The organism is Pseudomonas sp. JL3 (assembly GCF_031570575.1).
Taxonomy (GTDB): Bacteria; Pseudomonadota; Gammaproteobacteria; order Pseudomonadales; family Pseudomonadaceae; genus Aquipseudomonas; species Aquipseudomonas cucumis.
This window is the reverse complement of sequence record NZ_JAKWJK010000012.1, coordinates 116,415-141,648: the sequence shown is the minus strand read 5'-3', so window position 1 is coordinate 141,648 and position 25,234 is coordinate 116,415. Positions and strand designations below refer to the sequence as shown.

The following is a 25,234-nucleotide window of genomic DNA, read 5'->3' as shown; positions in this document are numbered from 1 at the left end:
AATGGCTTTTACCCTGCCTGCCTTGCCGTACGCCTATGACGCCCTGGAACCGCACATCGATGCGCAGACCATGGAAATCCACTACACCAAACACCACCAGACCTACATCAATAACCTCAACGCAGCGGTCGAAGGCACTGAATTTGCGGAATGGCCCGTGGAAAAACTGGTGGCGGCTGCTCAGCAATTGCCGGAAAAACTTCGTGCGGCGGTGATCAATCAGGGCGGTGGGCATGCCAACCATTCGTTGTTCTGGAAAGTCATGGCGCCCAACGGTGGTGGTCAGCCTGAAGGTGCACTGGCCAAGGCTATCGATGAGCAATTGGGTGGTCTCGACAACTTCAAGGAGGCTTTCACCAAAGCTGCGCTGACCCGTTTCGGTAGCGGTTGGGCCTGGTTGAGTGTGACGCCGCAAAAGACCTTGATCGTTGAAAGCAGCGGCAACCAGGACAGCCCATTGATGAACGGCAATACGCCGATTCTCGGCCTGGACGTTTGGGAACACGCTTATTACCTGCGCTATCAGAACCGCCGTCCGGAATACATCAATGCGTTCTACAACGTGATCAATTGGCCCGAAGTCGCCGCGCGTTATCAGGCTGCGCTGGTTTGAATCTTCTATAAAAACAATCCAGGGCTGACTATGGGTACTGAAACACTGGCGGTCGGAAGTGGACGAATGTTTCGTTACGCACTGGGATCGCTGTTACTGCTGGCGGGCATGACGTTATTGGCTGCTCAAGGGCTGAGCTGGCTGGACCTCGAACCGAAACTGCAGCGCGCCCTGCAAGGCGGGGCGATTTGCGCCTTGGGTACGGCTTTGGGCGCGGTGCCGGTGCTGGTGATTCGGCAGATGCCTCAGGTAGTCAGCGACATATTGCTCGGTTTCGGAGCCGGGGTGATGCTTGCGGCGACGGCGTTTTCGCTGATCGTGCCGGGCATTGCCGCGGCCGAAAACCTCGGGCTGACCCCTTGGGCGGCCAGCGGCCTGATCAGCTTCGGCATTCTGCTGGGTGCATTCGGGTTGTTTCTGGTGGATCGCAGGGTGTCTGGCACTACACCCGAAATGCTCGTGGGGACACTGGAGCGATCGTTGATTGCGCCGCGGATCTGGTTGTTTGTATTTGCCATCATTGCCCACAACATCCCCGAAGGCATGGCGGTTGGCGTCTCGGCCGGCGGTGGCATGCCTGACGCCGACAGCCTGGCCATGGGCATCGCCTTGCAGGATGTGCCGGAAGGGCTGGTGATTGCGTTGGTGTTGGCCGGAGCAGGAATGTCGCGGGTCAAGGCGTTCCTGGTCGGTGCTGCGTCAGGGTTGGTCGAGCCGGTGTTTGCATTGTTGTGCGCCTGGCTGGTGAGCCTGGCTGAACTGCTATTGCCTTTCGGGCTGGCACTGGCGGCCGGTGCGATGCTGCTGGTGGTGACTCACGAGGTCATCCCCGAATCGCGTCGCCATGGTCACGAGAAACTGGCAAGCCTGGGGCTGCTGATCGGGTTTTGTCTGATGATGGTGATGGATACGGCGCTCGCCTAGAACGCAGACTTGTAGCAGCTGGCGAAGCCTGCGTTCGGCTGCGAAGCAGTCGTAAAATCAGTCAGCGCGGTCTTTCAGGCAAACTGGATATACCGGATTTACGACTGCCCTACAGCCGAACGCAGGCTTCGCCAGCTGCTACAAGGCGAGCATTACTCGCCTTCGTCGAAGTAGTTGTTGATCAACTTCACCAATGCATCCAGCGCTTCCTGCTCCTGTTCGCCTTCGGTAATCAGGTGGATTTTGGTGCCCTTGCCAGCGGCCAGCATCATCATGGCCATGATGCTTTTGCCGTCGACCACGGTTTCTGGCGTGCGTCCTACCCTGATCGTGCAATCCTTGAACTGACCGGCGACCCCAACGAATTTTGCAGACGCGCGGGCATGCAGGCCCAGCTTGTTGATGATTTCGATTTCCAGAGCAGGCATCGCGATGTGAATCCTTTAGCTGAGGTCGCGGTGGCGGACCTGGACGTTCTTCAGGGTTTTTTGCAGGACCTGACCCAGGCGTTCGGTCAGGTAGACAGAGCGGTGATGCCCGCCGGTGCAGCCGATGGCAATGGTGACATAGGCACGATTGCTGGCAGCAAAGCGGGGTAGCCACTTGAGCAAGTAGGAGGAAATGTCCTGGAACATCTCTTCGACGTCCGGCTGTGCCGCCAGATACTCGGCCACCGGTTGATCGAGTCCGGACTGTGCCCGTAGCTCCGGCTTCCAGTAGGGGTTGGGCAGGCAGCGCACGTCGAACACCAGATCGGCGTCCACCGGCATGCCACGCTTGAACCCGAAAGACTCCACCAGGAACGCAGTGCCCGGTTCCGGCTGATTCAGCAGGCGTAACTTGATGGTATCGCGTAACTGATACAGGTTCAGATTGGTGGTGTTGACCTTGAGGTCAGCCAGGTCGGCGATAGGCCCCAGCAGATTGGTTTCGTCCTGGATCGCCTCCGCCAATGAGCGATTGGCGCTGCTCAGCGGGTGACGACGGCGAGTTTCCGAAAAGCGTTTGAGCAAGGTTTCTTCGTCAGCGTCCAGGTACAGCACATCGCACTGGATATGCCGGCTGCGGACTTCTTCCAGCAATTCGGGAAACCGTGACAGGTGGCTCGGCAAGTTACGCGCATCGATGGACACGGCCACCAGCGGTTGCGCCAGTTCGGTGTGAATCAATGCGCGTTCGGCCAGTTCCGGCAGCAAGCCGGCAGGCAGGTTGTCGATGCAGTAATAGCCGTTGTCCTCGAGCACATCGAGGGCAGTGCTTTTACCTGAGCCGGAGCGGCCGCTGACGATGATCAGGCGCATGATTAGTGACCGTTCTGCTCGTCCAGGACAACCTGATACAAGGCTTCATTGCTCGGGGCGCTGCGCAGTTTTTCCCGCACTTCCTTGCGATCGAGCATGCTGGCGATCTGGCGCAGTAGCTCCAGGTGCGCATCGGTGGCGGCTTCCGGGACCAGCAGCACAAACAACAGGTCAACCGGGGCACCGTCGATGGCGTCGAAATCGATAGGGGCTTCCAGGTGCAGCAGCGCACTGATTGGCGAGGTGCAGCCTTTGAGCCGACAGTGGGGGATGGCGATGCCGTTGCCGAAACCGGTAGAACCGAGTTTCTCACGGGCAATCAGAGCCTCGAAGACGTCCTGCATTCCCAGATCCGGTACTTCGCGGTGGATAAGGTTGGCAATTTGCTCAAGGGCTTTCTTTTTACTGCCACCCGGCGCGTTCACTTGGGAACGGCCGGGGGTCAGGATGGTTTCTAGTCGGATCATGGATTGGGGGTGTTAACGACCGGTCGCGCCCTGGAGGAGGCTCTGGGTCTTTTCCTTATGCTTTTTAAGTTGGCGATCCAGCTTGTCGGTCAGCAGGTCGATGGCGGCATACATGTCCGTATGCTCGGCATTGGCGACCACTTCTCCGCCGGGAATATGCAGCGTGGCTTCGATCTTCTGCAGCAGTTTTTCGACATTCATCGTGACTTGCACATTGGTGATCTTGTCGAAATGCCTCTCCAATCGGTCGAGTTTTTCGCCGATGTAGGTGCGCAGGGGTTCGGTCACTTCCAGTTGGTGTCCACTGATGTTGACTTGCATACAGCTTCTCCTTCGTTGCCAGTGCATAAAGCGGCAGGCAGAAATGCCTGCCACTGGAACGCTGTGGCGAGCCCGACGGCTACATCAACCGCTTCCGTTCGCTGGAAGGCGCGATCCCCAGGGATTCGCGGTACTTGGCGACGGTGCGACGGGCTACCTGAATGCCTTGTGCCTCCAGTAAACCAGCGATCTTGCTGTCACTCAACGGCTTTTTCTGATTTTCCGCGGCAACCAGTTTTTTGATGATCGCGCGGATCGCTGTGGACGAGCATTCACCGCCTTCGGAGGTACTGACGTGGCTGGAAAAAAAGTATTTCAGTTCATAGATGCCCCGTGGGGTATGCATGAATTTTTGCGTGGTCACCCGTGAAATCGTCGATTCATGCATGCCCACCGCTTCGGCGATGTCATGCAGCACCAACGGCTTCATGGCTTCGTCACCGTATTCAAGAAAGCCGCGCTGATGCTCGACGATCTGGGTGGCGACTTTCATCAGGGTTTCATTGCGGCTTTGCAGGCTCTTGATGAACCAGCGAGCCTCCTGCAGCTGATTACGCATGAAGGTGTTGTCAGCGCTGGTATCGGCACGACGCACGAAACCGGCGTACTGGGCGTTGACTCGCAGGCGTGGCACCGATTCCTGATTCAGCTCCACCAGCCAGCGCTCGTTGTCCTTGCGCACGATCACGTCGGGAACGACGTATTCGGCTTCGGTGGACTCGATCTGTGAGCCCGGGCGTGGATTGAGGCTCTGGACCAATTCGATGACCTGACGCAGCTCATCCTCCTTGAGCTTCATGCGGCGCATCAGTTGGCTATAGTCGCGGCTGCCGAGCAGGTCGATGTAATCGGTGACCAGGCGTTTGGCCTCGGCCAGCCAAGGGGTCTTGGCAGGCAGCTGGCGCAGTTGCAGCAGCAAGCATTCACCGAGGTTGCGAGCGCCGATGCCGGCGGGTTCGAATTGCTGGATGCGGTGCAGGACGGCTTCGATTTCGTCCAGTTCGATGTCCAGTTCCGGGTCAAACGCTTCGAGGATTTCCTCGAGGGTTTCATCCAGGTAGCCCTGACTGTTGATGCAATCGATCAGGGTCACGGCGATCAGGCGATCGGTGTCGGACATCGGTGCCAGGTTCAGTTGCCAGAGCAAATGACTTTGCAGGCTTTCCCCGATTGATGTGCGGGTGGTGAAATCCCACTCGTCGTCATCATTGCTCGGCAGGCTGCTGGCGCTGGTCTGGTAGACGTCCTCCCAGGCCGTGTCGACGGGCAATTCGTTGGGAATACGCTCGTTCCAGTCGCCTTCCTCGAGGTTATCCACCGTCGGGGCTGTTTCCTGGTAGGAGGGTTCCTGAATGTCGGTATTGGGTTTCTGTTCGGCGCTATCGGCCAACGGGTCGGCGTTATCGAAGTCGTCGCCTTCTTCCTGGCGTTCGAGCATCGGATTGGACTCCAGGGCCTCCTGGATTTCCTGTTGCAGGTCCAGGGTCGACAATTGGAGCAGGCGGATGGCCTGTTGCAGCTGCGGTGTCATCGTCAGCTGCTGGCCCATTCTCAAGACTAGCGATGGTTTCATGGCAGGGGCTTAACACCTTATTCGCCGGCGCACATGCGCCATCCACTACAGGGCGCCGAAGCGCCAAACATAAGCAAATTATATGCCCGAAACTGAAGTGTTTGCCTAGAGCGCTGTAACAATAAAAATTTATTGATTTTTTATTGAAGCGAGCGCCCTCTCGGCGACCCGGGCACCTCAGGTGCTTACAGGCGGAACTCGTGGCCTAGATACACTTCTTTGACCAGTTCATTGGCCAGGATGGTGGCAGAGTCACCTTCAGCGATCAGTTGGCCATCGTTGACGATGTAGGCGGTTTCGCAGATATCCAGGGTTTCGCGGACGTTGTGGTCCGTGATCAGCACACCAATGCCTTTGGCCTTGAGGTGATGGATGATCTGCTTGATATCGCCCACCGAAATGGGGTCCACACCGGCGAAGGGTTCGTCGAGGAGGATGAATTTCGGGTTGGTCGCCAGTGCCCGGGCGATTTCCACGCGGCGGCGTTCACCACCGGACAGGCTCATGCCGAGATTGTCGCGGATGTGGTGGATGTGAAATTCCTGCAGCAGGCTTTCCAGCTCTTGGCGACGGCCGGCCTTGTCGAGCTCCTTGCGGGTCTCGAGGATCGCCATGATGTTGTCGGCCACCGACAGTTTACGGAAGATCGACGCTTCTTGCGGAAGATAGCCGATACCCGCCTTCGCGCGACCGTGCATCGGCTGGTGGCTGACGTCCAGGTCGTCGATCAGTACACGGCCCTGATCGGCCTGTACCAGGCCGACAATCATGTAGAAGCAGGTGGTTTTACCGGCACCGTTAGGGCCAAGCAAGCCGACGATCTGACCGCTGTCGATGGACAGGCTGACGTCGCGCACGACCTGACGGCTCTTGTAGCTCTTGGCCAGATGCTGAGCTTTCAGAGTTGCCATTACTGGGCCTTTTGCTCGTCGGTTTTCTTCTTCGGCTGGATCACCATGTCGATGCGAGGGCGTGCCTCGGTGACCTTGTTACCCGTGGCGCGACCGGCGCTCGCAAGCTTTTTGACCGTGTCGTAGACGATTTTCTCGCCCTGGGTGGTGTTGTTGTCCTTGTCGACAACTTTTGCCTTGTCGATCAGCACGACGCGGTTCTGCGCCGCGTGGTACTGGATGGTTACGCCCCAGCCCTGAACAGGCTTGGTGTCGCCGGCGGTCTGCAGTTGCTCGAAGTAGGCGAGGTTGCCCACCGAAGTCACTACGTCGATGTCGCCCGCAGGCGTGCGGGTGATGGTTACAGTGTTGCCGGTAACCTTCATCGAGCCCTGGGTGATGATCACGTCGCCCTTATAGGTGGCAACGCCATTCTTGTCGTCCAGTTGGGCATCGTCGGCCTGAATGCGGATAGGCTGCTCTTGATCGTTCGGCAGAGCCCAGGCGCTCACGCTTCCCAGTGCTGCGCCCAGACTGAGCAAAATAGGGAGAGTTTTAACGAGCCTCATACTGTCCTCTTACGTTCGATAGCAGGTGTATCCTGCTTTCTTTCAAGTACGCTTTCATTCCGTTGCCTGTCGATACACCGCCGGCGCCGTCGATTCTAACGGGTTGATCGGTCTGCGCATATTGCTGCTGCGGGAACACTGTCATACGGGTGGTGGTAATCAGGGTTTTGCGATTTTTTTCGTCGAAGCGGGTGATACGTACCGAATCAATCAGCTCGACTTGAGTGCCGTCCGGATTGACTTCGCCGCGCTCGCTCTGAACGTGCCAAGGGAATTCGGTGCCACGGAACATGTTCAGGTCAGGATTGGTCAGCAACGTCACTTCGGTCGCTTTCAGGTGTTCGACCTTGTCCGACGTCATCTCGTATTGCAGTTTGCCGTCGGGCAGGTACTGCACGCTGTGGGCGTTGATGGCGTAATAGTCGATCGCACTTTCATCGACCTTCACGACTGGTTTGTCGAGGAAGCGTTCCGGGCTGATGTTCCAGTAGCCGACCGCCGCAAAAATCGCGGCGATGCAACCGAACACCAGGATGTTGCGAATTTTTTTGCTCAGCATGATGGGCTCACAGGTATGCGGCGTTGGCCGCATCTAGGCGGCCCTGGGCGCGCAGGATCAATTCGCAGAATTCGCGAGCGGCACCTTCGCCACCACGGGCCTGGGTGATGCCGTGGGCGTGTTCGCGCACGAAACTGGCAGCGCTGGCCACCGCCATGCCCAGGCCGACGCGGCGAATCACCGGCAGGTCTGGCAGGTCGTCGCCGAGGTAGGCCACTTGTTCATAGCTCAGGTTGAGCTGGGCAAGAAGTTCGTCGAGCACCACCAGTTTGTCTTCGCGACCCTGATAAAGGTGTGGAATGCCGAGGTTCTTCGCACGCCGTTCAACCACCGGGGTCTTGCGGCCGCTGATGATAGCGGTCTGCACACCGGCTGCCATCAACATTTTGATGCCTTGGCCGTCGAGGGTGTTGAAAGTCTTGAATTCGCTGCCGTCTTCGAGGAAGTACAGGCGCCCATCGGTCAGTACGCCGTCGACGTCGAATACCGCCAGTTTGATCTGTTTGCCGCGTTGCAGCAGGTCCGTGCTCATTACATTACTCCCGCACGCAGCAAATCGTGCATGTTCAAGGCGCCGACCGGACGGTCTTCGCTGTCGACCACTACCAGTGCGTTGATCTTGTGGTCTTCCATGATTTTCAGGGCCTCGGCGGCGAGCATCTCGGCGCGGGCGGTCTTGCCGTGGGCGGTCATCACTTCATCAATGGTCGTGCTGTGGATATCAATCGTGCGGTCCAGGGTGCGGCGCAGATCGCCGTCGGTGAAGATCCCGGCGAGCTTTCCATCCGTGCTCAGTACAACGGTCATGCCCAACCCCTTGCGGGTCATTTCCATCAAGGCATCCTTGAGCAGCGTGCCGCACATCACTTGCGGCAATTCGGTGCCGGCATGCATGACATTTTCCACTTTCAGCAACAAGCGGCGGCCAAGGGCGCCACCCGGGTGGGAAAAAGCGAAATCTTCAGCGGTAAAACCGCGAGCCTCAAGCAAGGCAACGGCGAGAGCGTCGCCCATGACCAGTGCCGCGGTGGTCGATGAGGTGGGCGCCAGGTTCAGCGGACAGGCTTCGTGTTCGACGCTTACATTGAGATTGACTTCCGCAGCCTTGGCCAGCGGCGACTCGGGGTTGCCGGTCAGGCTGATCATCTGAATGCCCTGGCGCTTGATCAGCGGCAACAAGGTGACGATTTCATTGGTGGAGCCGGAGTTAGACAGCGCTAGAATGATGTCATCACGGGTGATCATGCCCATGTCGCCATGGCTGGCCTCGGCCGGGTGCACGAAGAAAGCCGTGGTGCCGGTGCTGGCCAGGGTGGCGGCAATCTTGTTGCCGATGTGCCCCGATTTGCCCATGCCGACCACGACCACCCGGCCTTTGCTGGCCAGAATCATCTCGCAAGCACGTACGAAATCTGCATCGATATGGGGCAGCAAGCCTTGTACGGCTTCCAGTTCGAGGCGGATGGTACGTTGTGCTGATTGAATCAGGTCGCTGGATTGGTTCATGTCGGAAATCGAATAGCCTGATGAAAAGGCGGCGATTATAACGGTAATGATCAAAACCCTCACGCTAGTTCGTCGTGGTTTGTCATTCCTTGTTACCCAATCCTCTCTAAATAGATGATTTCAGGCGGTCATGTTGCTGAACATGCCCGGCTTGGGCCTTGGGCGCTTTAGCTTTGCAGTGATATAGTTCGCCGCCAGTTCGGCCTGCCCGGGAGGTATGTGCTTTCGCCAGAAAGCCAGGCGTCCGAGTGAGAGGCTGCATCGCAAGGAGTTTAGATGAGTGCCGATAACGCCTACGCGGTCGAGCTGAAGGGACTGACCTTCAAGCGCGGTACGCGCAGCATTTTCAATAACGTCGATATTTGCATCCCGCGCGGCAAGGTCACCGGCATCATGGGACCTTCCGGGTGTGGCAAGACCACGCTGTTGCGTCTGATAGGCGCACAATTGCGCCCCACCAGCGGCGAAGTCTGGGTCAATGGCCAGAACCTGCCGACGTTGTCGCGCAGCGATCTGTTCGATGCGCGCAAGCACATGGGCGTGTTGTTTCAGAGCGGCGCGCTGTTTACCGATCTTGATGTGTTCGAGAACGTTGCTTTTCCGCTGCGTGTTCATACCGCGCTGCCGGAAGAAATGATCCGCGACATTGTCCTGCTCAAGTTGCAGGCAGTGGGCTTGCGTGGCGCCATCGACCTGATGCCTGACGAATTGTCCGGCGGCATGAAACGTCGCGTCGCGCTGGCCCGGGCAATTGCGCTCGATCCGCGAATCCTCATGTATGACGAGCCCTTTGTTGGCCAGGACCCGATCGCCATGGGCGTACTGGTGCGCCTGATCCGCCTGCTCAACGATGCACTGGGTATCACCAGTATCGTGGTCTCCCACGATCTGGCCGAGACCGCGAGCATTGCTGACCACCTTATTGTGGTGGGTGACGGGCAAGTGCTGGGCCAGGGCGCACCCAAGGATTTGATGAAGTCGGATGAGCCACGTATTCGTCAATTCCTGACTGGCGAACCCGACGGCCCGGTCGCATACCACTTTCCAGCGCCGGATTACCGCGCAGATCTTCTGGGGAAGCGCTGATGCGCAAGATTTCATTAATAGAAAGAGTACGTCGTTTCGGCTTTGCCGGCATCGATGTACTGGCGGTATTCGGGCGTTCGGCGCTGTTCCTGTTTCATGCCTTGCTCGGTCGTGGCGGTATCGGCGGCGGTTTTGGCTTGCTGGTCAAGCAACTGCATTCGGTGGGCGTGATGTCCTTGGTGATCATCGTGGTCTCCGGGGTATTCATTGGCATGGTGCTGGCGCTGCAGGGCTTTAACATCCTTTCCAGCTACGGTTCTGAGCAAGCCGTCGGGCAGATGGTTGCGCTGACGCTGCTGCGTGAACTGGGGCCGGTGGTCACGGCCTTGCTGTTCGCCGGGCGCGCAGGTTCGGCCCTGACCGCCGAAATCGGCAACATGAAGTCCACCGAGCAATTGTCCAGCCTGGAAATGATCGGGGTCGACCCGCTCAAATACATCATTGCCCCGCGCCTGTGGGCTGGCTTCATTTCCCTGCCGGTGCTGGCAATGATTTTCAGCGTGGTGGGTATCTGGGGTGGGTCGTGGGTGGCCGTCGACTGGCTGGGCGTCTATGAAGGCTCCTACTGGTCGAACATGCAAAACAGCGTGACGTTTGTCGACGATGTGCTCAACGGCATTATCAAAAGCATCGTTTTTGCCTTCGTCGTGACCTGGATCGCCGTATTCCAAGGCTATGACTGCGAGCCCACTTCCGAGGGGATCAGTCGTGCCACTACCAAGACCGTGGTGTATGCCTCTTTGGCTGTGCTCGGCCTGGACTTTATTTTGACCGCCTTGATGTTTGGAGATTTCTGATGCAAAACCGCACCCTGGAAATCGGTGTCGGCCTTTTCTTGCTGGCTGGCATCCTGGCTTTGCTGCTGTTGGCCCTGCGGGTCAGTGGCCTGGCTCCGACTGCGAGCACCGATACTTATAAACTTTATGCCTATTTCGACAATATCGCCGGTTTGACGGTCAGAGCTAAAGTGACCATGGCGGGTGTAACCATCGGCAAGGTCACGGCAATCGATCTGGACCGCGACAGCTTCACCGGTCGGGTGACCATGCAACTGGAAAAGCGCGTAGATAATCTGCCGACTGACTCCACTGCATCTATCCTGACCGCTGGCCTGCTGGGTGAGAAATACATCGGTATCAGCGTGGGCGGGGAAGAAAACCTGCTCAAGGAGGGTGGAACCATCCACGACACGCAGTCGTCGCTGGTGCTGGAGGACCTGATCGGTAAATTCCTGCTCAATACCGTTAGCAAAGACGCCAAATGAGGAGCTTTTGAATGATCTCTATCTTGCGACGTGGCCTGTTGGTAATACTCACGGCCTTGCCGTTGATGGCTAACGCCGTGGCGGCGCCTACCGCGCACGAACTGGTACAGGACACCACCACCCGGTTGCTGGCAGATCTTGCCGCCAACAAAGAAAAGTACAAGCAGGATCCGCAAGACTTTTATGCGGCGCTCAACAGCATCGTTGGCCCTGTCGTGGATGCCGAGGGTATTTCCAAGAGCATCATGACGGTCAAGTACTCGCGCAAGGCCACGCCTGAACAAATGCGCACGTTTGAAGAAAACTTCAAAAAAGGCCTGTTTCAGTTCTATGGCAATGCCTTGCTCGAGTACGACAACCAGGGCATCGTCGTCGATCCTGCCAAGGATGAGTCGGGAGACCGTACCAGCGTTGGCATGACGGTCAAAGGCAGCAGCGGCGCGATCTATCCTGTGTCTTACACGCTCGAAAAGATCAATGGCGAGTGGAAACTGCGCAACGTGATCATCAACGGCATCAACATCGGCAAGCTGTTCCGCGATCAGTTCGCTGATGCGATGCAGCGCAATGGCAACGACCTGGACAAGACCATCAACGGTTGGGCCGGGGAAGTCGCCAAAGCCAAGGACGCCACCGAAAAATCTACCGAGAACCAGACCCAATGAGTGAGTCGGCCATTCGCATGAGTGAAGCTGGCGAGCTACTGCTCAGTGGCGTGCTGGATTACCGCACAGGCCCGAACCTGCGCAAGCAGGGGCAGGCGCTGATCAAGTCCAGTAACGCGGCTGCGCTGGTTGTCGATTGTTCCGCGGTTGAGAAGTCCAGCAGCGTCGGCTTGTCGCTGCTGCTGTGCTTCATGCGCGATGCTCAGGCGGCCGGCAAGGCCTTGAGCGTTCGTGCGATGCCCGAAGACATGCGCGAAATCGCTCAGGTCAGTGAACTGACCGAGCTGTTGGCGCAACCCTGAACCGCATCTATAAGGAAGCCCCCCGTCAGAGTCCTGCTTCGCGGGGTTCGCAGGCGCGGGGCTTTTTTGTATGATGTCCGACCCGCGCGCACAGGGCGCCGATTGAGGTTGAGCATGCAGGCCACCGAAGTGAAGAGCTTTCTTGAAGGAAAGCTGTCCGAGACTCTTTTACAAGTGCAGGTAGAAGTTGAGGGCGAAGGCTGCAACTTTCAGCTGAACGTGATTAGCGATGAACTGGCGGCGTTGAGCCCGGTGAAGCGTCAGCAGCAGATCTATGCCCATTTGAACCCATGGATCACCGATGGCAGCATCCATGCGGTCACTATGAAATTTTTCAGCAGCGCGGCCTGGGCCGAGCGCACCTGAGCCCAAGGGCGTCGAGATTCTTATGGATAAATTGATTATTACCGGTGGCGTTCGTCTTGATGGCGAAATCCGCATCTCCGGGGCAAAGAACTCTGCCCTGCCGATCCTGGCTGCAACCCTGCTGTGTGATGGCCCGGTTACCGTTGCCAACCTGCCGCACCTGCACGACATCACCACCATGATCGAGCTGTTCGGTCGCATGGGCATTGAGCCGGTGATCGATGAGAAACTCAGTGTCGAAATCGACCCGCGCACCATCAAGACCCTGATCGCGCCGTACGAACTGGTGAAAACCATGCGTGCCTCGATCCTGGTGCTGGGCCCGATGGTTGCCCGTTTCGGCGAAGCCGAAGTTGCACTGCCTGGCGGTTGCGCCATCGGTTCGCGTCCGGTCGACCTGCACATCCGTGGTCTTGAAGCCATGGGCGCGGTCATCGACGTCGAAGGCGGCTACATCAAGGCCAAGGCCCCTGAAGGCGGCCTGCGCGGTGCGCACTTCTTCTTCGATACCGTCAGCGTGACCGGCACCGAGAACATCATGATGGCAGCCGCTCTGGCCAAGGGCCGCAGCGTTCTGGCAAACGCCGCTCGCGAGCCTGAAGTCGTCGACCTGGCAAACTTCCTGAACGCCATGGGCGCGAAGGTTTCCGGCGCCGGCACCGATACCATCACCATCGATGGCGTCGAGCGTCTGCACCCGACCACTTACAAGGTGATGCCTGACCGTATCGAGACCGGCACCTACCTGGTGGCGGCAGCGGTAACCGGCGGGCGTGTGAAGGTCAAGGACACCGATCCGACCATCCTGGAAGCCGTTCTGGAAAAGCTTCGCGAATCCGGTGCCGAAATCACCTGCGGCGAAGACTGGATCGAGCTGAACATGCACGGCAAGCGGCCAAAAGCCGTTAACGTGCGGACCGCTCCATACCCGGCGTTCCCGACCGATATGCAGGCGCAGTTCATCTCCCTCAACGCCATTGCCGAGGGCACTGGTGCGGTGATCGAGACGATCTTCGAAAACCGCTTCATGCACGTTTACGAACTGCACCGCATGGGCGCTCATATCCAGGTCGAAGGCAACACTGCTATCGTCACCGGCATCGAAAAGCTCAAGGGCGCGCCAGTAATGGCTACCGACCTGCGTGCTTCGGCCAGCCTGGTGATTTCGGCGCTGATCGCCGAAGGCGATACCCTGATCGACCGCATCTACCACATCGACCGTGGTTACGAGTGCATCGAAGAGAAACTGCAGATGCTCGGCGCGAAAATTCGCCGCGTACCGGGCTAGTTTCTGCTGCATGGGCACAGGGACGTGCCCGTTGGTTTCGTTTAAAGTCGAGGGTAGTCTTTTCATTAGAGAGACGCCCTCGATGTGTGTCCGGCGCCATTTGCGACCGGGCATCAGTAGCCTGATAAGGACTGACGTTTCCCATGTTGACCATCGCACTGTCCAAGGGCCGCATCCTTGACGACACCCTGCCGCTTCTGGCTGAAGCGGGCATCGTGCCGACCGAGAATCCGGACAAGAGCCGCAAGCTGATCATTCCCACGACCCAGGCCGATGTGCGCCTGCTGATCGTGCGCGCCACCGATGTACCGACTTATGTCGAGCATGGTGCCGCGGACCTCGGCGTCGCCGGTAAAGATGTGCTGATGGAATATGGCGGCCAGGGTCTGTACGAGCCTCTGGATCTGCGAATTGCCCTCTGCAAGCTGATGACCGCCGGCCGTGTCGGCGATGTCGAGCCCAAGGGCCGCCTGCGGGTGGCGACCAAATTCGTCAACGTTGCCAAGCGTTACTACGCCGAGCAGGGACGTCAGGTCGACATCATCAAACTCTACGGCTCGATGGAGCTGGCGCCGCTGATCGGTCTGGCGGATAAGATCATCGACGTGGTCGACACCGGTAACACCCTGCGTGCCAACGGTCTGGAACCCCAGGATTTCATTGCCGACATCAGCTCCCGGCTGATCGTCAACAAAGCTTCGATGAAAATGCAACACGCCCGTATCCAGGCGTTGATCGACACCCTGCGCAAGGCAGTGGAGTCTCGACACCGCGGCTGATTTACCTGCGCGACCTTGAGTCGCGCCGTCTATCCGCCTCATAGCCAGAATTCTCAGGTGCCCAAGCGGATCGATGGTAGCTTCGGGTACCTGAGTTTTCGCCATTCCTATGAGGCTCTCGCTATGACCGCACCGACTGCAATTCGCCGACTCAACGCTGCTGACCCGGATTTCGCACATCATCTGGATCATCTGCTGAGCTGGGAAAGTGTGTCTGACGACTCGGTCAATCAGCGGGTGCTGGACATCATCAAAGCCGTGCGTGAGCGTGGTGATGCAGCACTGGTGGAATTCACCCAGAAGTTTGACGGCCTGCAAGTTGCCTCGATGGCAGACCTGATCCTGCCGCGCGAACGCCTGGAACTGGCCCTGACTCGCATCACCGTGCCTCAGCGCGAAGCCCTGGAAAAAGCCGCGGCCCGCGTGCGCAGCTATCACGAAAAACAGAAACAGGACTCCTGGAGCTACACCGAAGCCGACGGCACCGTGCTGGGCCAGAAGGTCACCCCGCTGGATCGCGCCGGCCTGTACGTGCCGGGCGGCAAGGCGTCGTACCCGTCCTCGGTGCTGATGAACGCAATACCAGCCAAGGTTGCAGGCGTGACCGAAGTGGTTATGGTCGTGCCAACTCCGCGCGGCGAAATTAACGAATTGGTGCTGGCCGCAGCCTGCATCGCCGGCGTTGACCGGGTGTTCACCATCGGCGGCGCCCAGGCTGTTGCGGCGCTGGCCTACGGCACCGAAAGCGTGCCGAAGGTCGACAAGGTTGTTGGCCCGGGCAACATCTATGTCGCCACCGCCAAGCGCCACGTGTTCGGTCAGGTCGGCATCGACATGATTGCCGGCCCGTCGGAGATCCTCGTGGTGTGTGACGGCCAGACCGATCCGGACTGGATTGCCATGGACCTGTTCTCCCAGGCGGAACACGATGAAGACGCCCAAGCGATTCTGGTCAGCCCGGACGCCGAGTTCCTCGACAAGGTCGCCGCCAGCATCGCCAAATTGCTGCCGACCATGGAACGCGCCGAAATCATCGAAACCTCGATCAATGGTCGCGGTGCGCTGATCAAGGTTCGCGACATGGAACAAGCCATCGAAGTCGCCAACCGTATCGCGCCAGAACACCTGGAGTTGTCGGTTGCCGATCCGCAGGCCTGGTTGCCGCAGATTCGTCACGCCGGCGCGATCTTCATGGGCCGTCACACGTCCGAAGCCCTGGGCGACTATTGCGCAGGTCCAAACCACGTGTTGCCGACGTCCGGCACTGCGCGCTTCTCTTCGCCACTGGGTGTTTACGACTTCCAGAAACGTTCGTCGATCATCTTCTGCTCCGAGCAGGGTGCCTCCGAACTGGGCAAAACTGCTTCCGTGCTGGCCCGTGGCGAGTCGCTGACCGCTCACGCTCGTAGCGCCGAATACCGTATCGTTGACGACAAGAAGGGCAACCAAGCATGAGTAAATTCTGGAGTCCTTTCGTCAAGCGCCTGGTGCCTTACGTGCCGGGCGAGCAGCCGAAGCTGGCGAAACTGGTGAAGCTCAACACCAACGAAAACCCGTACGGTCCATCGCCCAAAGCGTTGGCCGCGATGCAGACCGAACTGAACGACAACCTGCGTCTGTATCCGGACCCGAACAGCGACCTGCTCAAGCAGGCTGTTGCCAAGTACTACGGCGTACAGGGCAATCAGGTGTTCCTCGGTAACGGTTCCGATGAAGTCCTGGCGCACATTTTTCACGGTTTGCTGCAACACGATCAGCCGCTGCTATTCCCGGACATCAGCTACAGCTTCTACCCGGTTTACTGCGGGTTGTATGGCATCGCATTTGACGCGGTGCCGCTGGATGAACAGTTCCAGATCAATCCGGCGGACTACGCCAAGCCGAACGGCGGGATCATTTTCCCTAACCCGAACGCGCCGACCGGTTGCCTGTTGGCGCTGGACGCTGTCGAACAAATCCTCAAGGCCAGCCCGGATTCGGTGGTCGTGGTGGATGAGGCTTACATTGATTTCGGCGGTGAAACGGCGATCACGCTGGTGGACCGTTATCCGAACCTGTTGGTGACTCAGACCCTGTCCAAGTCCCGTTCGCTGGCGGGCCTGCGGGTTGGTCTGGCGGTAGGGCATCCGGACCTGATCGAGGCGCTGGAGCGGATCAAGAACAGCTTCAACTCCTACCCGCTGGATCGTCTGGCGATTGTGGGGGCTGCGGCAGCGTTCGAGGATCGCGAGTATTTCGACAAGACCTGCCGGTTGGTCATCGAGAGCCGCGAAAAGGTGGTCGCGCAGCTGGAGGCGAAGGGGTTTGAGGTGTTGCCGTCGGCGGCAAACTTCATTTTCGCCCGTCACCCGAAGCACGATGCGGCAGGGTTGGCGGCGAAGTTGCGTGAACAGGGCGTGATTGTTCGGCACTTCAAGCAGGAGCGGATTGCCCAGTTCCTGCGGATTTCCATCGGCGCGCCGGAGCAGAACCAGGCACTGATCGACGGCCTCGGCGACCTCTAACACCCCCCCAGACTGATCGTTCCCATGCTCCGCGTGGGAATGTATCCCGTGACGCTCCGCGTCACAGTGGACGCAGAGCGTCCATGGCGGTATTCCCACGCAGAGCGTGGGAACGATCAGGTTTTGTGGGTTACTCGTGATGCGGTTCGCCAAGGAAGGTCAGCGACGTGAACAGTCCGCGAGTGCTCACATCCGGGCTATTTTTCACTGGCACTTCCACCTGCGCCGCAATCACGTTCAACCCTTCATTGCGCACCAGAACCTGCGCCCGGCCGTCCGCATCGGTTTCGGTGCTCATGGTACTCGGCGCGCTGCGATAGTCGCCCACCAACTTCACGCCCGCCGCCGGCTTGCCATCCAACAGCACCCGTACCGGCAACGACTTGCCCGGCCCGACCGTCAGCGGATCGACTTCCGGCAAAATCACCAGTTTCATCTGATCGAGCTTCGGCAACTTCGCCCCCGGCTGGTAAATGGCCAGGCTGTATTTGAACGTCTCGGTCGACTCGATCGATCCTGGCACCTTACTGCGTCCTTCGTTGATCCACTTTTTGTCGGCGGTCAGCGACCACATGCCATTGTCCAGCGCGACTGCTAGCGCCGCGGGCGGTTTGAGTGGTTGCAGACGCGCATGGTCGGCCAGGCGTTCCACGGTAACCGGGATCATTTTTCCTTCGGTGTCGTAGGCCCAGGCGCCGCTGATTTTCTGCGCCTTGAAAGCATTGTCCTCAGCGCCATCACCGTAGATGGCTTCGATATTGCCGCGACGTTGTTCGGTCCATAGGCCATGGGCCGAAACGTGGGTGGCGAACATCGCGCCGAACAGCCCCAGCAGAACCAGTGATTTGCCTTGTTGCATGGTGATCTTTCCTTTTACAGGTTGAGTGTCAGGCTGACGGTGAAATTGCGTGGCTCGCCGGGGTTGACCCAGTAGTTGCTGTAGGAGCGCTCGAAGTATTTCTCGTCGAAAAGATTGTTCAGGTTCAGGCCCACGGTGACGTTTTCGCTGGCCTTGTAATGGGCCAGCAGGTCGACGGTGTGGTAAGCCGGCAGTTCGAAATCGCTGCCGGCTTCACCCGAGCGATCGCCGACATAGGTGAACGCTGCACCAAGGTCCGAACCGCGCAAATGGCCATCCTGAAATTCATAAACGCCCAGCACACTGCCGCTGCGTTTGGCCACGCCAAGAATTCGGCTGCCGGTGGGAATCACTTTGTCGCCTTGGGTGACTTCAGCGTCGATGTAAGCGAAAGCACCGATCACTCGCACGGCATCGGTCACTTGCCCAGTAACTTGCAGGTCGACACCCTGGCTGCGGGCCTTGCCCATGGCGCGGCTGGAGTCGGTGCTCGGATCGAGCGCCAGGACGTTTTCCTTTTCGATATGGAAGGCGGCGAGGGTGGTGCTCAAGCGGTCGTCGAACAGCTCGCTCTTGATCCCGACTTCATAACCGACACCTTCTTCCGGGTCGAAGGATTTGCCGGCGGCGTCCAGGCCGTTGTTCGGTTTGAACGAGGTGGAGACGTTGGCGAACAGCCCCACTTCGGGTGTCAGTTGGTAGAGCAGGCCGGCCCGTTGGGTCAGGGCATCGTGGCGCTGGCGGCTGGTCGCGTTGCGGCTGCGATCGTCAATGCTTTGTTCGAAATGTTCGAAGCGCGCACCGAGCATGCCGCGCAGTTTGTCGGTGAAGACGATCTGGTCCTGAAGGTTCAGCGCCTGGCTTTCGACGTGCTCGAAGAAGTCGGTCCCGGAGCGCGCGCCATTGGGTTTCGGCTGGCCGTAAATCGGCCGATAGATATCGATGGCGTAAGGGCTGCCGGCAATGGTCGTGACCCGTTCGTTCTTGCGGAAATTCTCGTACTCGCTGCCAATCAGCAGTTCGTGTTGCCAGCTACCGATGTCGAACAAACCGCGCAGTTCGAGTTGGGTGATGCTGTCGTGCCAGTTGGTATCACGTTCTCGGTAGCGACGGTTGATGGTGTGGCCGTCGGCGTTCAAGGGACGGTTTTCGGAGGCGAAGCCCCAGAGCTTGCCTTCCTTGTAATGGCTGGCCAGGCGTAGTTTCCAGCTGTCGTTGAGCTGATGTTCGAGGGTGGCTTGCAGCAGATTGTTGTGGTTGTCGATGTTGCCGTCGTTGGGTTCGCCGAGGAAGGTCGAACGGGAGACGCCGCTCCATTTATTGTTCGGCGCGACGATACCGCGATCGAATGTCGAGCTGTGGCGCACGAATTCGCTCTCCACCAACAGGCTGGTGTCCGGGTTCAGTTGCCAGCTGAAGGAAGGCGCAACGAACACTCGCTGACTGTCGACGTGATCGCGGAAGCTGTGGTTGTCCTCGACGGCCAGGTTCACCCGGGACAGAACATTGCCGTCATCATCCAGCGGTGTGTTGACGTCCACGGCGGTGCGATAGCGATCCCAGCTGCCGGCGCTGGTTTGCAGTGTGGTGAAGGCTTCACGCTGGGGTTTCTTGGTGACGATGTTCACCGTACCGCCCGGATCGCCACGACCATAGAGGCTGGCGGCCGGGCCTTTGAGCACTTCGATGCGCTCGATGTTGGCCACGTCCGGCGTGCTTGGATAGCCGCGGTTGGCGCTGAAGCCGTCCTTGTAGAACTCCGAAGTGGTGAAGCCGCGCACGCTGTATTCGTAGAGCGTCAAGCCGCCGAAGTTGTTCTGCTTCGACACACCGCCGGCGTATTCCAGTGCGCGCTCGACGCTGGTGCTGCCCAGATCCTTGAGCACACTGACGGGAATCACGCTGATCGATTGCGGGATATCGCGAATGGCCGTGTCGGTTTTGGTTGCGCTGGAGGAGCGCGTGGCGCGGTAACCCTTGACCGGGCCGGTGGGGGATTCGTAGTCGGAGGTGACGCTGATGGCGTCCAGTTCAACGGTTTGCGATTCTTCGGCGAAGACCGGATCCCCCAGCAAACCGAGGGCCAGGCCTGCGAGGGAAGCCATTGTTCGAGACGACATGTTATGTTGTTCCAAAAGTTGTATCGAAACAATATAACATGCCTAATGAGAATGTCTGCTGTTAACAGCTTCGCAGTTATGGAGCTGCTGAGGGCGCAGCTCCTGCCGGCTTACTCGCCTTCTTTTTCCTTGATCGGCGCGGGTGGCGGACGCAGACCGATTTCTGCCGTGAGCTTGAGCTCTTTACCGTTGCGCATCACCTGAATGGTGACTTTGTCGGTCGGCTTGATCCGCGCCACCTGGTTCATCGAACGACGACCGTCGCCGGCCGGTTCACCGTCGATGCTGAGGATTACGTCGCCCAGTTGCAGGCCAGCCTTCTGCGCCGGGCCATCACGGAAAATCCCCGCGACCACAATCCCCGGACGTCCCGACAGACCAAACGATTCCGCCAGTTCCTGACTCAACGGTTGCACTTCGATGCCGAGCCAACCGCGAATCACTTGGCCGTGTTCGATGATCGACTTCATCACTTCCATCGCCAGTTTGACCGGGATCGCGAAGCCGATGCCCTGAGAACCGCCGGACTTGGAGAAGATCGCCGTGTTGATGCCGGTCAGGTTGCCGTTGGCGTCCACCAGCGCACCGCCGGAGTTGCCGGGGTTGATCGCGGCGTCGGTCTGGATGAAGTCTTCGTAGTTGTTCAGCCCGAGCTGATTGCGCCCTGTGGCGCTGATGATGCCCATGGTCACGGTCTGGCCGACGCCGAATGGGTTGCCGATGGCCAGGGCCACGTCGCCGATGCGGATATTGTCGGAACGGCCGACAGTGATCGATGGCAGGTTTTTCAGGTCGATCTTCAACACCGCGAGGTCGGTTTCCGGGTCGCTGCCGATGACTCGGGCCAGGGTTTCACGGCCATCCTTGAGCGCCACCACGATCTGGTCGGCACCGCTGGTCACATGGTTGTTGGTCAGCAGGTATCCTTCCGGGCTCATGATCACGCCCGAACCGAGGCTCGATTCCATGCGCTTCTGCTTGGGCGAGTTGTCGCCGAAGAAGCGGCGGAACTGCGGATCTTCGAACAGCGGATGGCTGGGCTTGTTGACCACTTTGGTGGTGTATAGATTGACCACCGACGGCGCGGCCGTGGTCACCGCGTCGGCATAGGACACCGGGCCCTGCTGCAGGCCAAGAGTTTGCGGGGCTTGCTGCAGATTGACGTCCAGGCTCGGTAGCCCGACCCACTCCGGGTAACGCTGCATAATCAATAGAGCGATAAGCACGCCGGCCAATAGCGGCCAGCCGGAAAAACGCAGCGCCTTGAGCATTAAACACGTCCTACAGAGGTTGCAGGCGGTGTGAGACCGCCCATAATGTCGCGCATTATACGAGGCCGCGCGCGCCTCTGAACGGGATATTTAGGAGTCTTTTATGGCCGTTGCCCTGAGCACCCTGGTCGAAGAAGCCGACCGCTACCTGGCAAGTGCGAAGATCGCCGATTATTGCCCCAACGGTTTGCAGGTCGAAGGCCGGCCGCAAGTGATGCGCATCGTCAGCGGTGTTACCGCAACCCAGGCGTTGCTGGACGCGGCGGTGGAGGCCCAGGCCGATCTGGTGCTGGTGCATCACGGCTATTTCTGGAAAGGCGAGAACCCGTGCATCACCGGCATGAAGCAGCGCCGGTTGAAAACCCTGCTCAAGCACGATATCAGCCTGCTGTCTTATCACTTGCCGCTGGATCTGCACCCGGAAGTCGGTAACAACGTGCAGCTTGCGCGGCAACTGGATATCACCGTCGAAGGCCCGCTGGATCCGGACAATCTGAAAGTCGTTGGCCTGGTCGGCTCGTTGAACGAGCCGATGACCCCTCGCGATTTCGCCCGTCGCGTGCAGGAAGTCATGGGGCGCGAGCCGTTGCTGATCGAAGGCAGCGAGATGATTCGTCGGGTCGGCTGGTGCACCGGTGGCGGCCAGGGGTACATTGATCAGGCGGTGTTGGCTGGCGTCGATCTGTACCTCAGCGGCGAGGCCTCCGAGCAGACGTTCCACAGCGCCCGGGAAAACGACATCAGCTTCATCGCCGCCGGCCACCACGCCACCGAGCGTTACGGTGTGCAGGCTTTGGGCGATTACCTGGCACGACGCTTTGCGCTGGAGCACATCTTCATCGATTGCCCGAATCCGATTTGATTTCAGACGACAATGCGGTCACATCTGTAGGATGGGTTTCCAATCTGGAATGCTCAAACGAGGGGGTATATTCATATACCCTTTCGATCTAGCCAGCGTCCTGATTAGAAGAGGGCGCTGTGCTAGGATTCCCCGCTCGAACACGGCCCGCAGGCCGTCCATAAGATCGTTTTCGTGAGTAGCCATGGTCGACAAACTGACGCATCTGAAACAGCTGGAGGCCGAAAGCATCCACATCATCCGCGAGGTCGCCGCCGAGTTCGATAACCCGGTGATGCTGTACTCCGTCGGTAAAGACTCCGCCGTGATGCTGCACCTGGCACGCAAGGCATTCTTCCCGGGCAAACTTCCGTTTCCGGTGATGCACGTCGACACCCGGTGGAAGTTCAAGGAAATGTACGCGTTCCGCGACCGCATGGTCGAAGAGCTCGGCCTGGACCTGCTGGTGCACGTGAACCCCGATGGCGTCGCGCAGGGCATCAACCCGCTGACCCACGGCAGCGCCAAGCACACCGACATCATGAAGACCGAAGGCCTTAAACAAGCTCTCGACAAGTACGGTTTCGACGCCGCTTTCGGTGGCGCTCGCCGCGACGAAGAGAAGTCCCGTGCCAAAGAGCGCGTGTATTCCTTCCGCGACACCAAGCACCGCTGGGACCCGAAAAACCAGCGTCCTGAGCTGTGGAACGTCTACAACGGCAAGGTCAACAAGGGCGAGTCGATCCGCGTATTCCCGTTGTCGAACTGGACCGAGCTGGACATCTGGCAGTACATCTACCTCGAAGGCATCCCGATCGTGCCGCTGTATTTCGCCGCTGAGCGCGACGTTATCGAGATGAATGGCACCTGGATCATGATCGACGACGAGCGCCTGCTCAATCACCTGAGCGACGAAGACAAGGCGCGCATCGTCAAGAAGAAGGTCCGTTTCCGTACGCTGGGCGACTACCCGTTGACCGGTGCGGTCGAGTCCGAGGCTACCAGCCTGACCGACATCATTCAGGAAATGCTCCTGACGCGAACTTCCGAACGCCAGGGCCGAGTCATCGATCACGATGGCGCCGGCTCGATGGAAGAAAAGAAACGTCAGGGTTATTTCTAAGGGGTTGTCATGTCGCACGCATCTGATTTGATCAGCGAGGACATCCTCGCCTACCTGGGCCAGCACGAACGCAAGGAAATGCTGCGCTTTCTGACCTGTGGCAACGTCGACGACGGCAAGAGCACCCTGATTGGGCGCCTGCTGCACGACTCCAAAATGATCTACGAAGATCATTTGGAAGCCATTACCCGCGACTCGAAAAAAGTCGGCACCACCGGTGAAGACATCGACCTGGCATTGCTGGTTGACGGTTTGCAGGCCGAGCGTGAGCAGGGCATCACTATTGATGTCGCCTACCGCTATTTCTCTACCGCCAAGCGCAAGTTCATCATCGCCGATACCCCTGGCCATGAGCAGTACACCCGCAACATGGCCACCGGTGCATCCACCTGTGACCTGGCGATCATCTTGGTGGACGCCCGTTACGGCGTGCAGACCCAGACCCGTCGCCACAGCTTTATCGCTTCGTTGCTGGGCATCAAGCACATCGTTGTCGCCATCAACAAGATGGACCTCAACGGCTTCGACGAAAGCGTGTTCGAGTCGATCAAGGCCGATTACCTGAAGTTCGCCGAAGGCATCGCGTTCAAGCCGACCACCATGGCATTCGTGCCGATGTCCGCGCTCAAGGGCGACAACGTGGTGAACAAGTCGGAGCGCTCGCCGTGGTACACCGGCCAGTCGCTGATGGAAATCCTCGAAACCGTCGAAATCGCCAGCGACCGCAACTACACCGACCTGCGTTTCCCGGTGCAGTACGTCAACCGTCCGAACCTGAACTTCCGTGGTTTCGCCGGCACCCTGGCCAGCGGCATCGTGCACAAGGGCGACGAAGTCGTTGTGTTGCCGTCGGGCAAGAGCAGCCGCGTGAAATCCATTGTCACCTTCGAAGGTGAGCTGGAGCATGCAGGTCCCGGTCAAGCCGTGACGCTGACCATGGAAGACGAAATCGACATCTCCCGCGGTGACTTGCTGGTACATGCCGACAACCAGCCGCAAGTGACTGACGCCTTCGACGCCATGCTGGTGTGGATGGCCGAAGAGCCGATGCTGCCGGGCAAGAAATACGACATCAAGCGCGCCACGACTTACGTGCCGGGTTCGATCACCAGCATCGTCAATCGCGTGGACGTGAACACCTTGGCCGAAGGTCCCGCCAGCTCGCTGCAGCTGAACGAGATCGGTCGGGTCAAGATCAGCCTCGACGCGGCCATTGCACTGGACGGTTACGACAGCAACCGCACCACCGGTTCGTTCATCGTCATCGATCGACTGACCAACGGTACGGTCGCGGCCGGCATGATCATCGCCCAGCCGTTGAGCCATGGCACCAGCACCCACCACGGCAAACTGGCTCACGTGGCTACCGAAGAACGTGCCCAGCGCTTTGGTCAGCAGCCGGCCACCGTGTTGTTCAGCGGCTTGTCGGGCGCTGGCAAAAGCACCCTGGCCTACGCCGTTGAACGCAAGCTGTTTGACTTGGGTCGTGCGGTGTTTGTACTCGATGGCCAGAATCTGCGTCACGACCTGAACAAAGGTCTGCCACAGGATCGCGCCGGTCGTACCGAGAACTGGCGTCGTGCGGCGCACGTAGCGCGTCAGTTCAACGAAGCCGGCCTGCTGACACTGGCGGCGTTTGTTGCCCCGAGTGCCGAAGGTCGTGAGCAGGCCAAAGAGCTGATCGGCAAGGAGCGTCTGCTGACGGTCTATGTCCAGGCCTCGCCGACGGTCTGCGCCGAGCGTGATCCGCAAGGTCTGTATGCGGCGGGTGGCGACAACATCCCGGGCGAATCTTTCCCGTACGACGTGCCGCTGAATGCCGATCTGGTGATCGACACCCAGTCGCTGTCGCTGGAAGAAAGCGTCAAGCAAGTGCTGGATCTGCTGCGTAAACGTGGCGCGATCTAAGCGTTAGCTGAAAATAAAAAACCCGCAGATGAGTGATCGTCTGCGGGTTTTTTTGTGCTCTGTGATCGTTCCCACGCTCTGCGTGGGAATGCCGCCCGAGACGCTCCGCGTCCCTTCGCTGGCGTGACGCAGAGC

At 59.0% G+C, this 25,234-nt stretch carries 28 protein-coding genes; 15 read left to right on the top strand and 13 right to left on the bottom strand.

The genetic code is table 11. The features are described from left to right. Nucleotide 1 precedes the first annotated feature (1 nt). Entirely contained in the window at nt 2-613 is a 612-nt protein-coding gene (locus MMG91_RS20110; protein ID WP_305448213.1) for a superoxide dismutase, read from the top strand. Nucleotides 614-643: 30 nt separating this feature from the next. Continuing rightward, entirely contained in the window at nt 644-1,537 is an 894-nt protein-coding gene (locus MMG91_RS20105; RefSeq protein ID WP_310660489.1) for a ZIP family metal transporter, read from the top strand. Between the two features lie 152 nt (nt 1,538-1,689). Here MMG91_RS20105 and MMG91_RS20100 read toward each other — a convergent pair whose 3' ends face one another. The 10 genes from MMG91_RS20100 to MMG91_RS20055 form a co-directional block, all read right to left on the bottom strand. Further along, a complete protein-coding gene (locus tag MMG91_RS20100) occupies nt 1,690-1,965 on the bottom strand; it encodes an HPr family phosphocarrier protein (RefSeq protein WP_310660488.1) in 276 nt (91 codons plus the stop codon). 15 nt (nt 1,966-1,980) lie between these two features. Continuing rightward, nucleotides 1,981-2,838 (bottom strand): RNase adapter RapZ, encoded by an 858-nt coding sequence (rapZ, locus tag MMG91_RS20095; RefSeq protein WP_123498993.1) that lies wholly within the window; start codon nt 2,836-2,838, stop codon nt 1,981-1,983. Between the two features lie 2 nt (nt 2,839-2,840). Then, nucleotides 2,841-3,305, bottom strand: a complete 465-nt coding sequence (ptsN, locus tag MMG91_RS20090) for a PTS IIA-like nitrogen regulatory protein PtsN (RefSeq protein WP_310660487.1) — start codon at nt 3,303-3,305, stop codon at nt 2,841-2,843. 12 nt (nt 3,306-3,317) lie between these two features. Then, entirely contained in the window at nt 3,318-3,626 is a 309-nt protein-coding gene (gene hpf, locus MMG91_RS20085; protein WP_003178005.1) for a ribosome hibernation-promoting factor, HPF/YfiA family, read from the bottom strand. A gap of 79 nt (nt 3,627-3,705) precedes the next feature. After that, on the bottom strand, nt 3,706-5,199 hold the full coding sequence (locus MMG91_RS20080; RefSeq protein ID WP_310660486.1) for an RNA polymerase factor sigma-54: 1,494 nt from the start codon (nt 5,197-5,199) through the stop codon (nt 3,706-3,708). Between the two features lie 185 nt (nt 5,200-5,384). Then, complete coding sequence (lptB, locus tag MMG91_RS20075) at nt 5,385-6,110, bottom strand: LPS export ABC transporter ATP-binding protein (RefSeq protein ID WP_030128011.1); 726 nt, start codon at nt 6,108-6,110, stop codon at nt 5,385-5,387. Beyond that, nucleotides 6,110-6,658: a lipopolysaccharide transport periplasmic protein LptA gene (lptA, locus tag MMG91_RS20070; protein ID WP_305448218.1), complete on the bottom strand. Its 549-nt coding sequence runs from the start codon at nt 6,656-6,658 to the stop codon at nt 6,110-6,112. The genes lptB and lptA overlap by 1 nt, the downstream gene beginning before the upstream one ends. Then, entirely contained in the window at nt 6,645-7,217 is a 573-nt protein-coding gene (lptC, locus tag MMG91_RS20065; RefSeq protein ID WP_258620085.1) for an LPS export ABC transporter periplasmic protein LptC, read from the bottom strand. Before lptC ends, lptA begins: the two co-directional genes overlap by 14 nt. A 7-nt stretch (nt 7,218-7,224) precedes the next feature. After that, the gene (locus MMG91_RS20060) at nt 7,225-7,749 is read right to left on the bottom strand and encodes an HAD family hydrolase (RefSeq protein ID WP_008008625.1); all 525 of its coding nucleotides are present in this window, start codon (nt 7,747-7,749) and stop codon (nt 7,225-7,227) included. Continuing rightward, a complete protein-coding gene (locus tag MMG91_RS20055; protein ID WP_258620086.1) occupies nt 7,749-8,723 on the bottom strand; it encodes a KpsF/GutQ family sugar-phosphate isomerase in 975 nt (324 codons plus the stop codon). Before MMG91_RS20055 ends, MMG91_RS20060 begins: the two co-directional genes overlap by 1 nt. 276 nt (nt 8,724-8,999) lie before the next feature. Between MMG91_RS20055 and MMG91_RS20050 the strand changes: the two genes are divergently transcribed. From MMG91_RS20050 to hisC, 10 genes are all read left to right on the top strand, one after another. Continuing rightward, entirely contained in the window at nt 9,000-9,809 is an 810-nt protein-coding gene (locus tag MMG91_RS20050; RefSeq protein WP_305448221.1) for an ATP-binding cassette domain-containing protein, read from the top strand. Continuing rightward, nucleotides 9,809-10,606, top strand: a complete 798-nt coding sequence (mlaE, locus tag MMG91_RS20045) for a lipid asymmetry maintenance ABC transporter permease subunit MlaE (protein WP_310660485.1) — start codon at nt 9,809-9,811, stop codon at nt 10,604-10,606. The genes MMG91_RS20050 and mlaE overlap by 1 nt, the downstream gene beginning before the upstream one ends. Next, nucleotides 10,606-11,073, top strand: coding sequence for an outer membrane lipid asymmetry maintenance protein MlaD (mlaD, locus tag MMG91_RS20040; RefSeq protein ID WP_305448222.1), 468 nt, complete (start codon nt 10,606-10,608; stop codon nt 11,071-11,073). Before mlaE ends, mlaD begins: the two co-directional genes overlap by 1 nt. Before the next feature lie 11 nt (nt 11,074-11,084). Further along, the gene (locus tag MMG91_RS20035) at nt 11,085-11,738 is read left to right on the top strand and encodes an ABC transporter substrate-binding protein (protein WP_310660484.1); all 654 of its coding nucleotides are present in this window, start codon (nt 11,085-11,087) and stop codon (nt 11,736-11,738) included. Beyond that, a complete protein-coding gene (locus MMG91_RS20030) occupies nt 11,735-12,040 on the top strand; it encodes a lipid asymmetry maintenance protein MlaB (RefSeq protein ID WP_305448224.1) in 306 nt (101 codons plus the stop codon). Before MMG91_RS20035 ends, MMG91_RS20030 begins: the two co-directional genes overlap by 4 nt. 114 nt (nt 12,041-12,154) lie before the next feature. Beyond that, nucleotides 12,155-12,406 carry a BolA family protein gene (locus tag MMG91_RS20025; RefSeq protein WP_305423505.1) on the top strand — a complete coding sequence of 84 codons (252 nt, stop codon included), beginning with the start codon at nt 12,155-12,157 and terminating at the stop codon, nt 12,404-12,406. 22 nt (nt 12,407-12,428) lie between these two features. Beyond that, nucleotides 12,429-13,694, top strand: coding sequence for a UDP-N-acetylglucosamine 1-carboxyvinyltransferase (murA, locus tag MMG91_RS20020; RefSeq protein WP_310660483.1), 1,266 nt, complete (start codon nt 12,429-12,431; stop codon nt 13,692-13,694). Nucleotides 13,695-13,837: 143 nt separating this feature from the next. Further along, on the top strand, nt 13,838-14,473 hold the full coding sequence (hisG, locus tag MMG91_RS20015) for an ATP phosphoribosyltransferase (protein WP_007901570.1): 636 nt from the start codon (nt 13,838-13,840) through the stop codon (nt 14,471-14,473). A gap of 123 nt (nt 14,474-14,596) precedes the next feature. Continuing rightward, nucleotides 14,597-15,928 (top strand): histidinol dehydrogenase, encoded by a 1,332-nt coding sequence (hisD, locus tag MMG91_RS20010; protein WP_305448225.1) that lies wholly within the window; start codon nt 14,597-14,599, stop codon nt 15,926-15,928. Further along, on the top strand, nt 15,925-16,977 hold the full coding sequence (gene hisC, locus MMG91_RS20005; protein WP_305448226.1) for a histidinol-phosphate transaminase: 1,053 nt from the start codon (nt 15,925-15,927) through the stop codon (nt 16,975-16,977). The genes hisD and hisC overlap by 4 nt, the downstream gene beginning before the upstream one ends. Nucleotides 16,978-17,107: 130 nt before the next feature. Here hisC and MMG91_RS20000 read toward each other — a convergent pair whose 3' ends face one another. The 3 genes from MMG91_RS20000 to algW form a co-directional block, all read right to left on the bottom strand. Then, the gene (locus MMG91_RS20000; protein ID WP_050681505.1) at nt 17,108-17,836 is read right to left on the bottom strand and encodes a DUF4198 domain-containing protein; all 729 of its coding nucleotides are present in this window, start codon (nt 17,834-17,836) and stop codon (nt 17,108-17,110) included. Nucleotides 17,837-17,850: 14 nt separating this feature from the next. Continuing rightward, the gene (locus MMG91_RS19995; protein WP_310660482.1) at nt 17,851-19,956 is read right to left on the bottom strand and encodes a TonB-dependent siderophore receptor; all 2,106 of its coding nucleotides are present in this window, start codon (nt 19,954-19,956) and stop codon (nt 17,851-17,853) included. A 110-nt stretch (nt 19,957-20,066) separates the two neighbouring features. Then, nucleotides 20,067-21,227: a Do family serine endopeptidase AlgW gene (gene algW / locus MMG91_RS19990; RefSeq protein ID WP_008070565.1), complete on the bottom strand. Its 1,161-nt coding sequence runs from the start codon at nt 21,225-21,227 to the stop codon at nt 20,067-20,069. Nucleotides 21,228-21,330: 103 nt separating this feature from the next. On the opposite strand from algW, the gene MMG91_RS19985 reads away from it, so the two are divergent. From MMG91_RS19985 to cysN, 3 genes are all read left to right on the top strand, one after another. Beyond that, the gene (locus MMG91_RS19985; protein ID WP_310660481.1) at nt 21,331-22,089 is read left to right on the top strand and encodes a Nif3-like dinuclear metal center hexameric protein; all 759 of its coding nucleotides are present in this window, start codon (nt 21,331-21,333) and stop codon (nt 22,087-22,089) included. A 184-nt stretch (nt 22,090-22,273) separates the two neighbouring features. Further along, nucleotides 22,274-23,191, top strand: coding sequence for a sulfate adenylyltransferase subunit CysD (gene cysD, locus MMG91_RS19980; protein ID WP_305504569.1), 918 nt, complete (start codon nt 22,274-22,276; stop codon nt 23,189-23,191). 9 nt (nt 23,192-23,200) lie between these two features. After that, nucleotides 23,201-25,099: a sulfate adenylyltransferase subunit CysN gene (cysN, locus tag MMG91_RS19975; RefSeq protein ID WP_305504571.1), complete on the top strand. Its 1,899-nt coding sequence runs from the start codon at nt 23,201-23,203 to the stop codon at nt 25,097-25,099. The last annotated feature ends 135 nt before the right edge of the window (nt 25,100-25,234 follow it).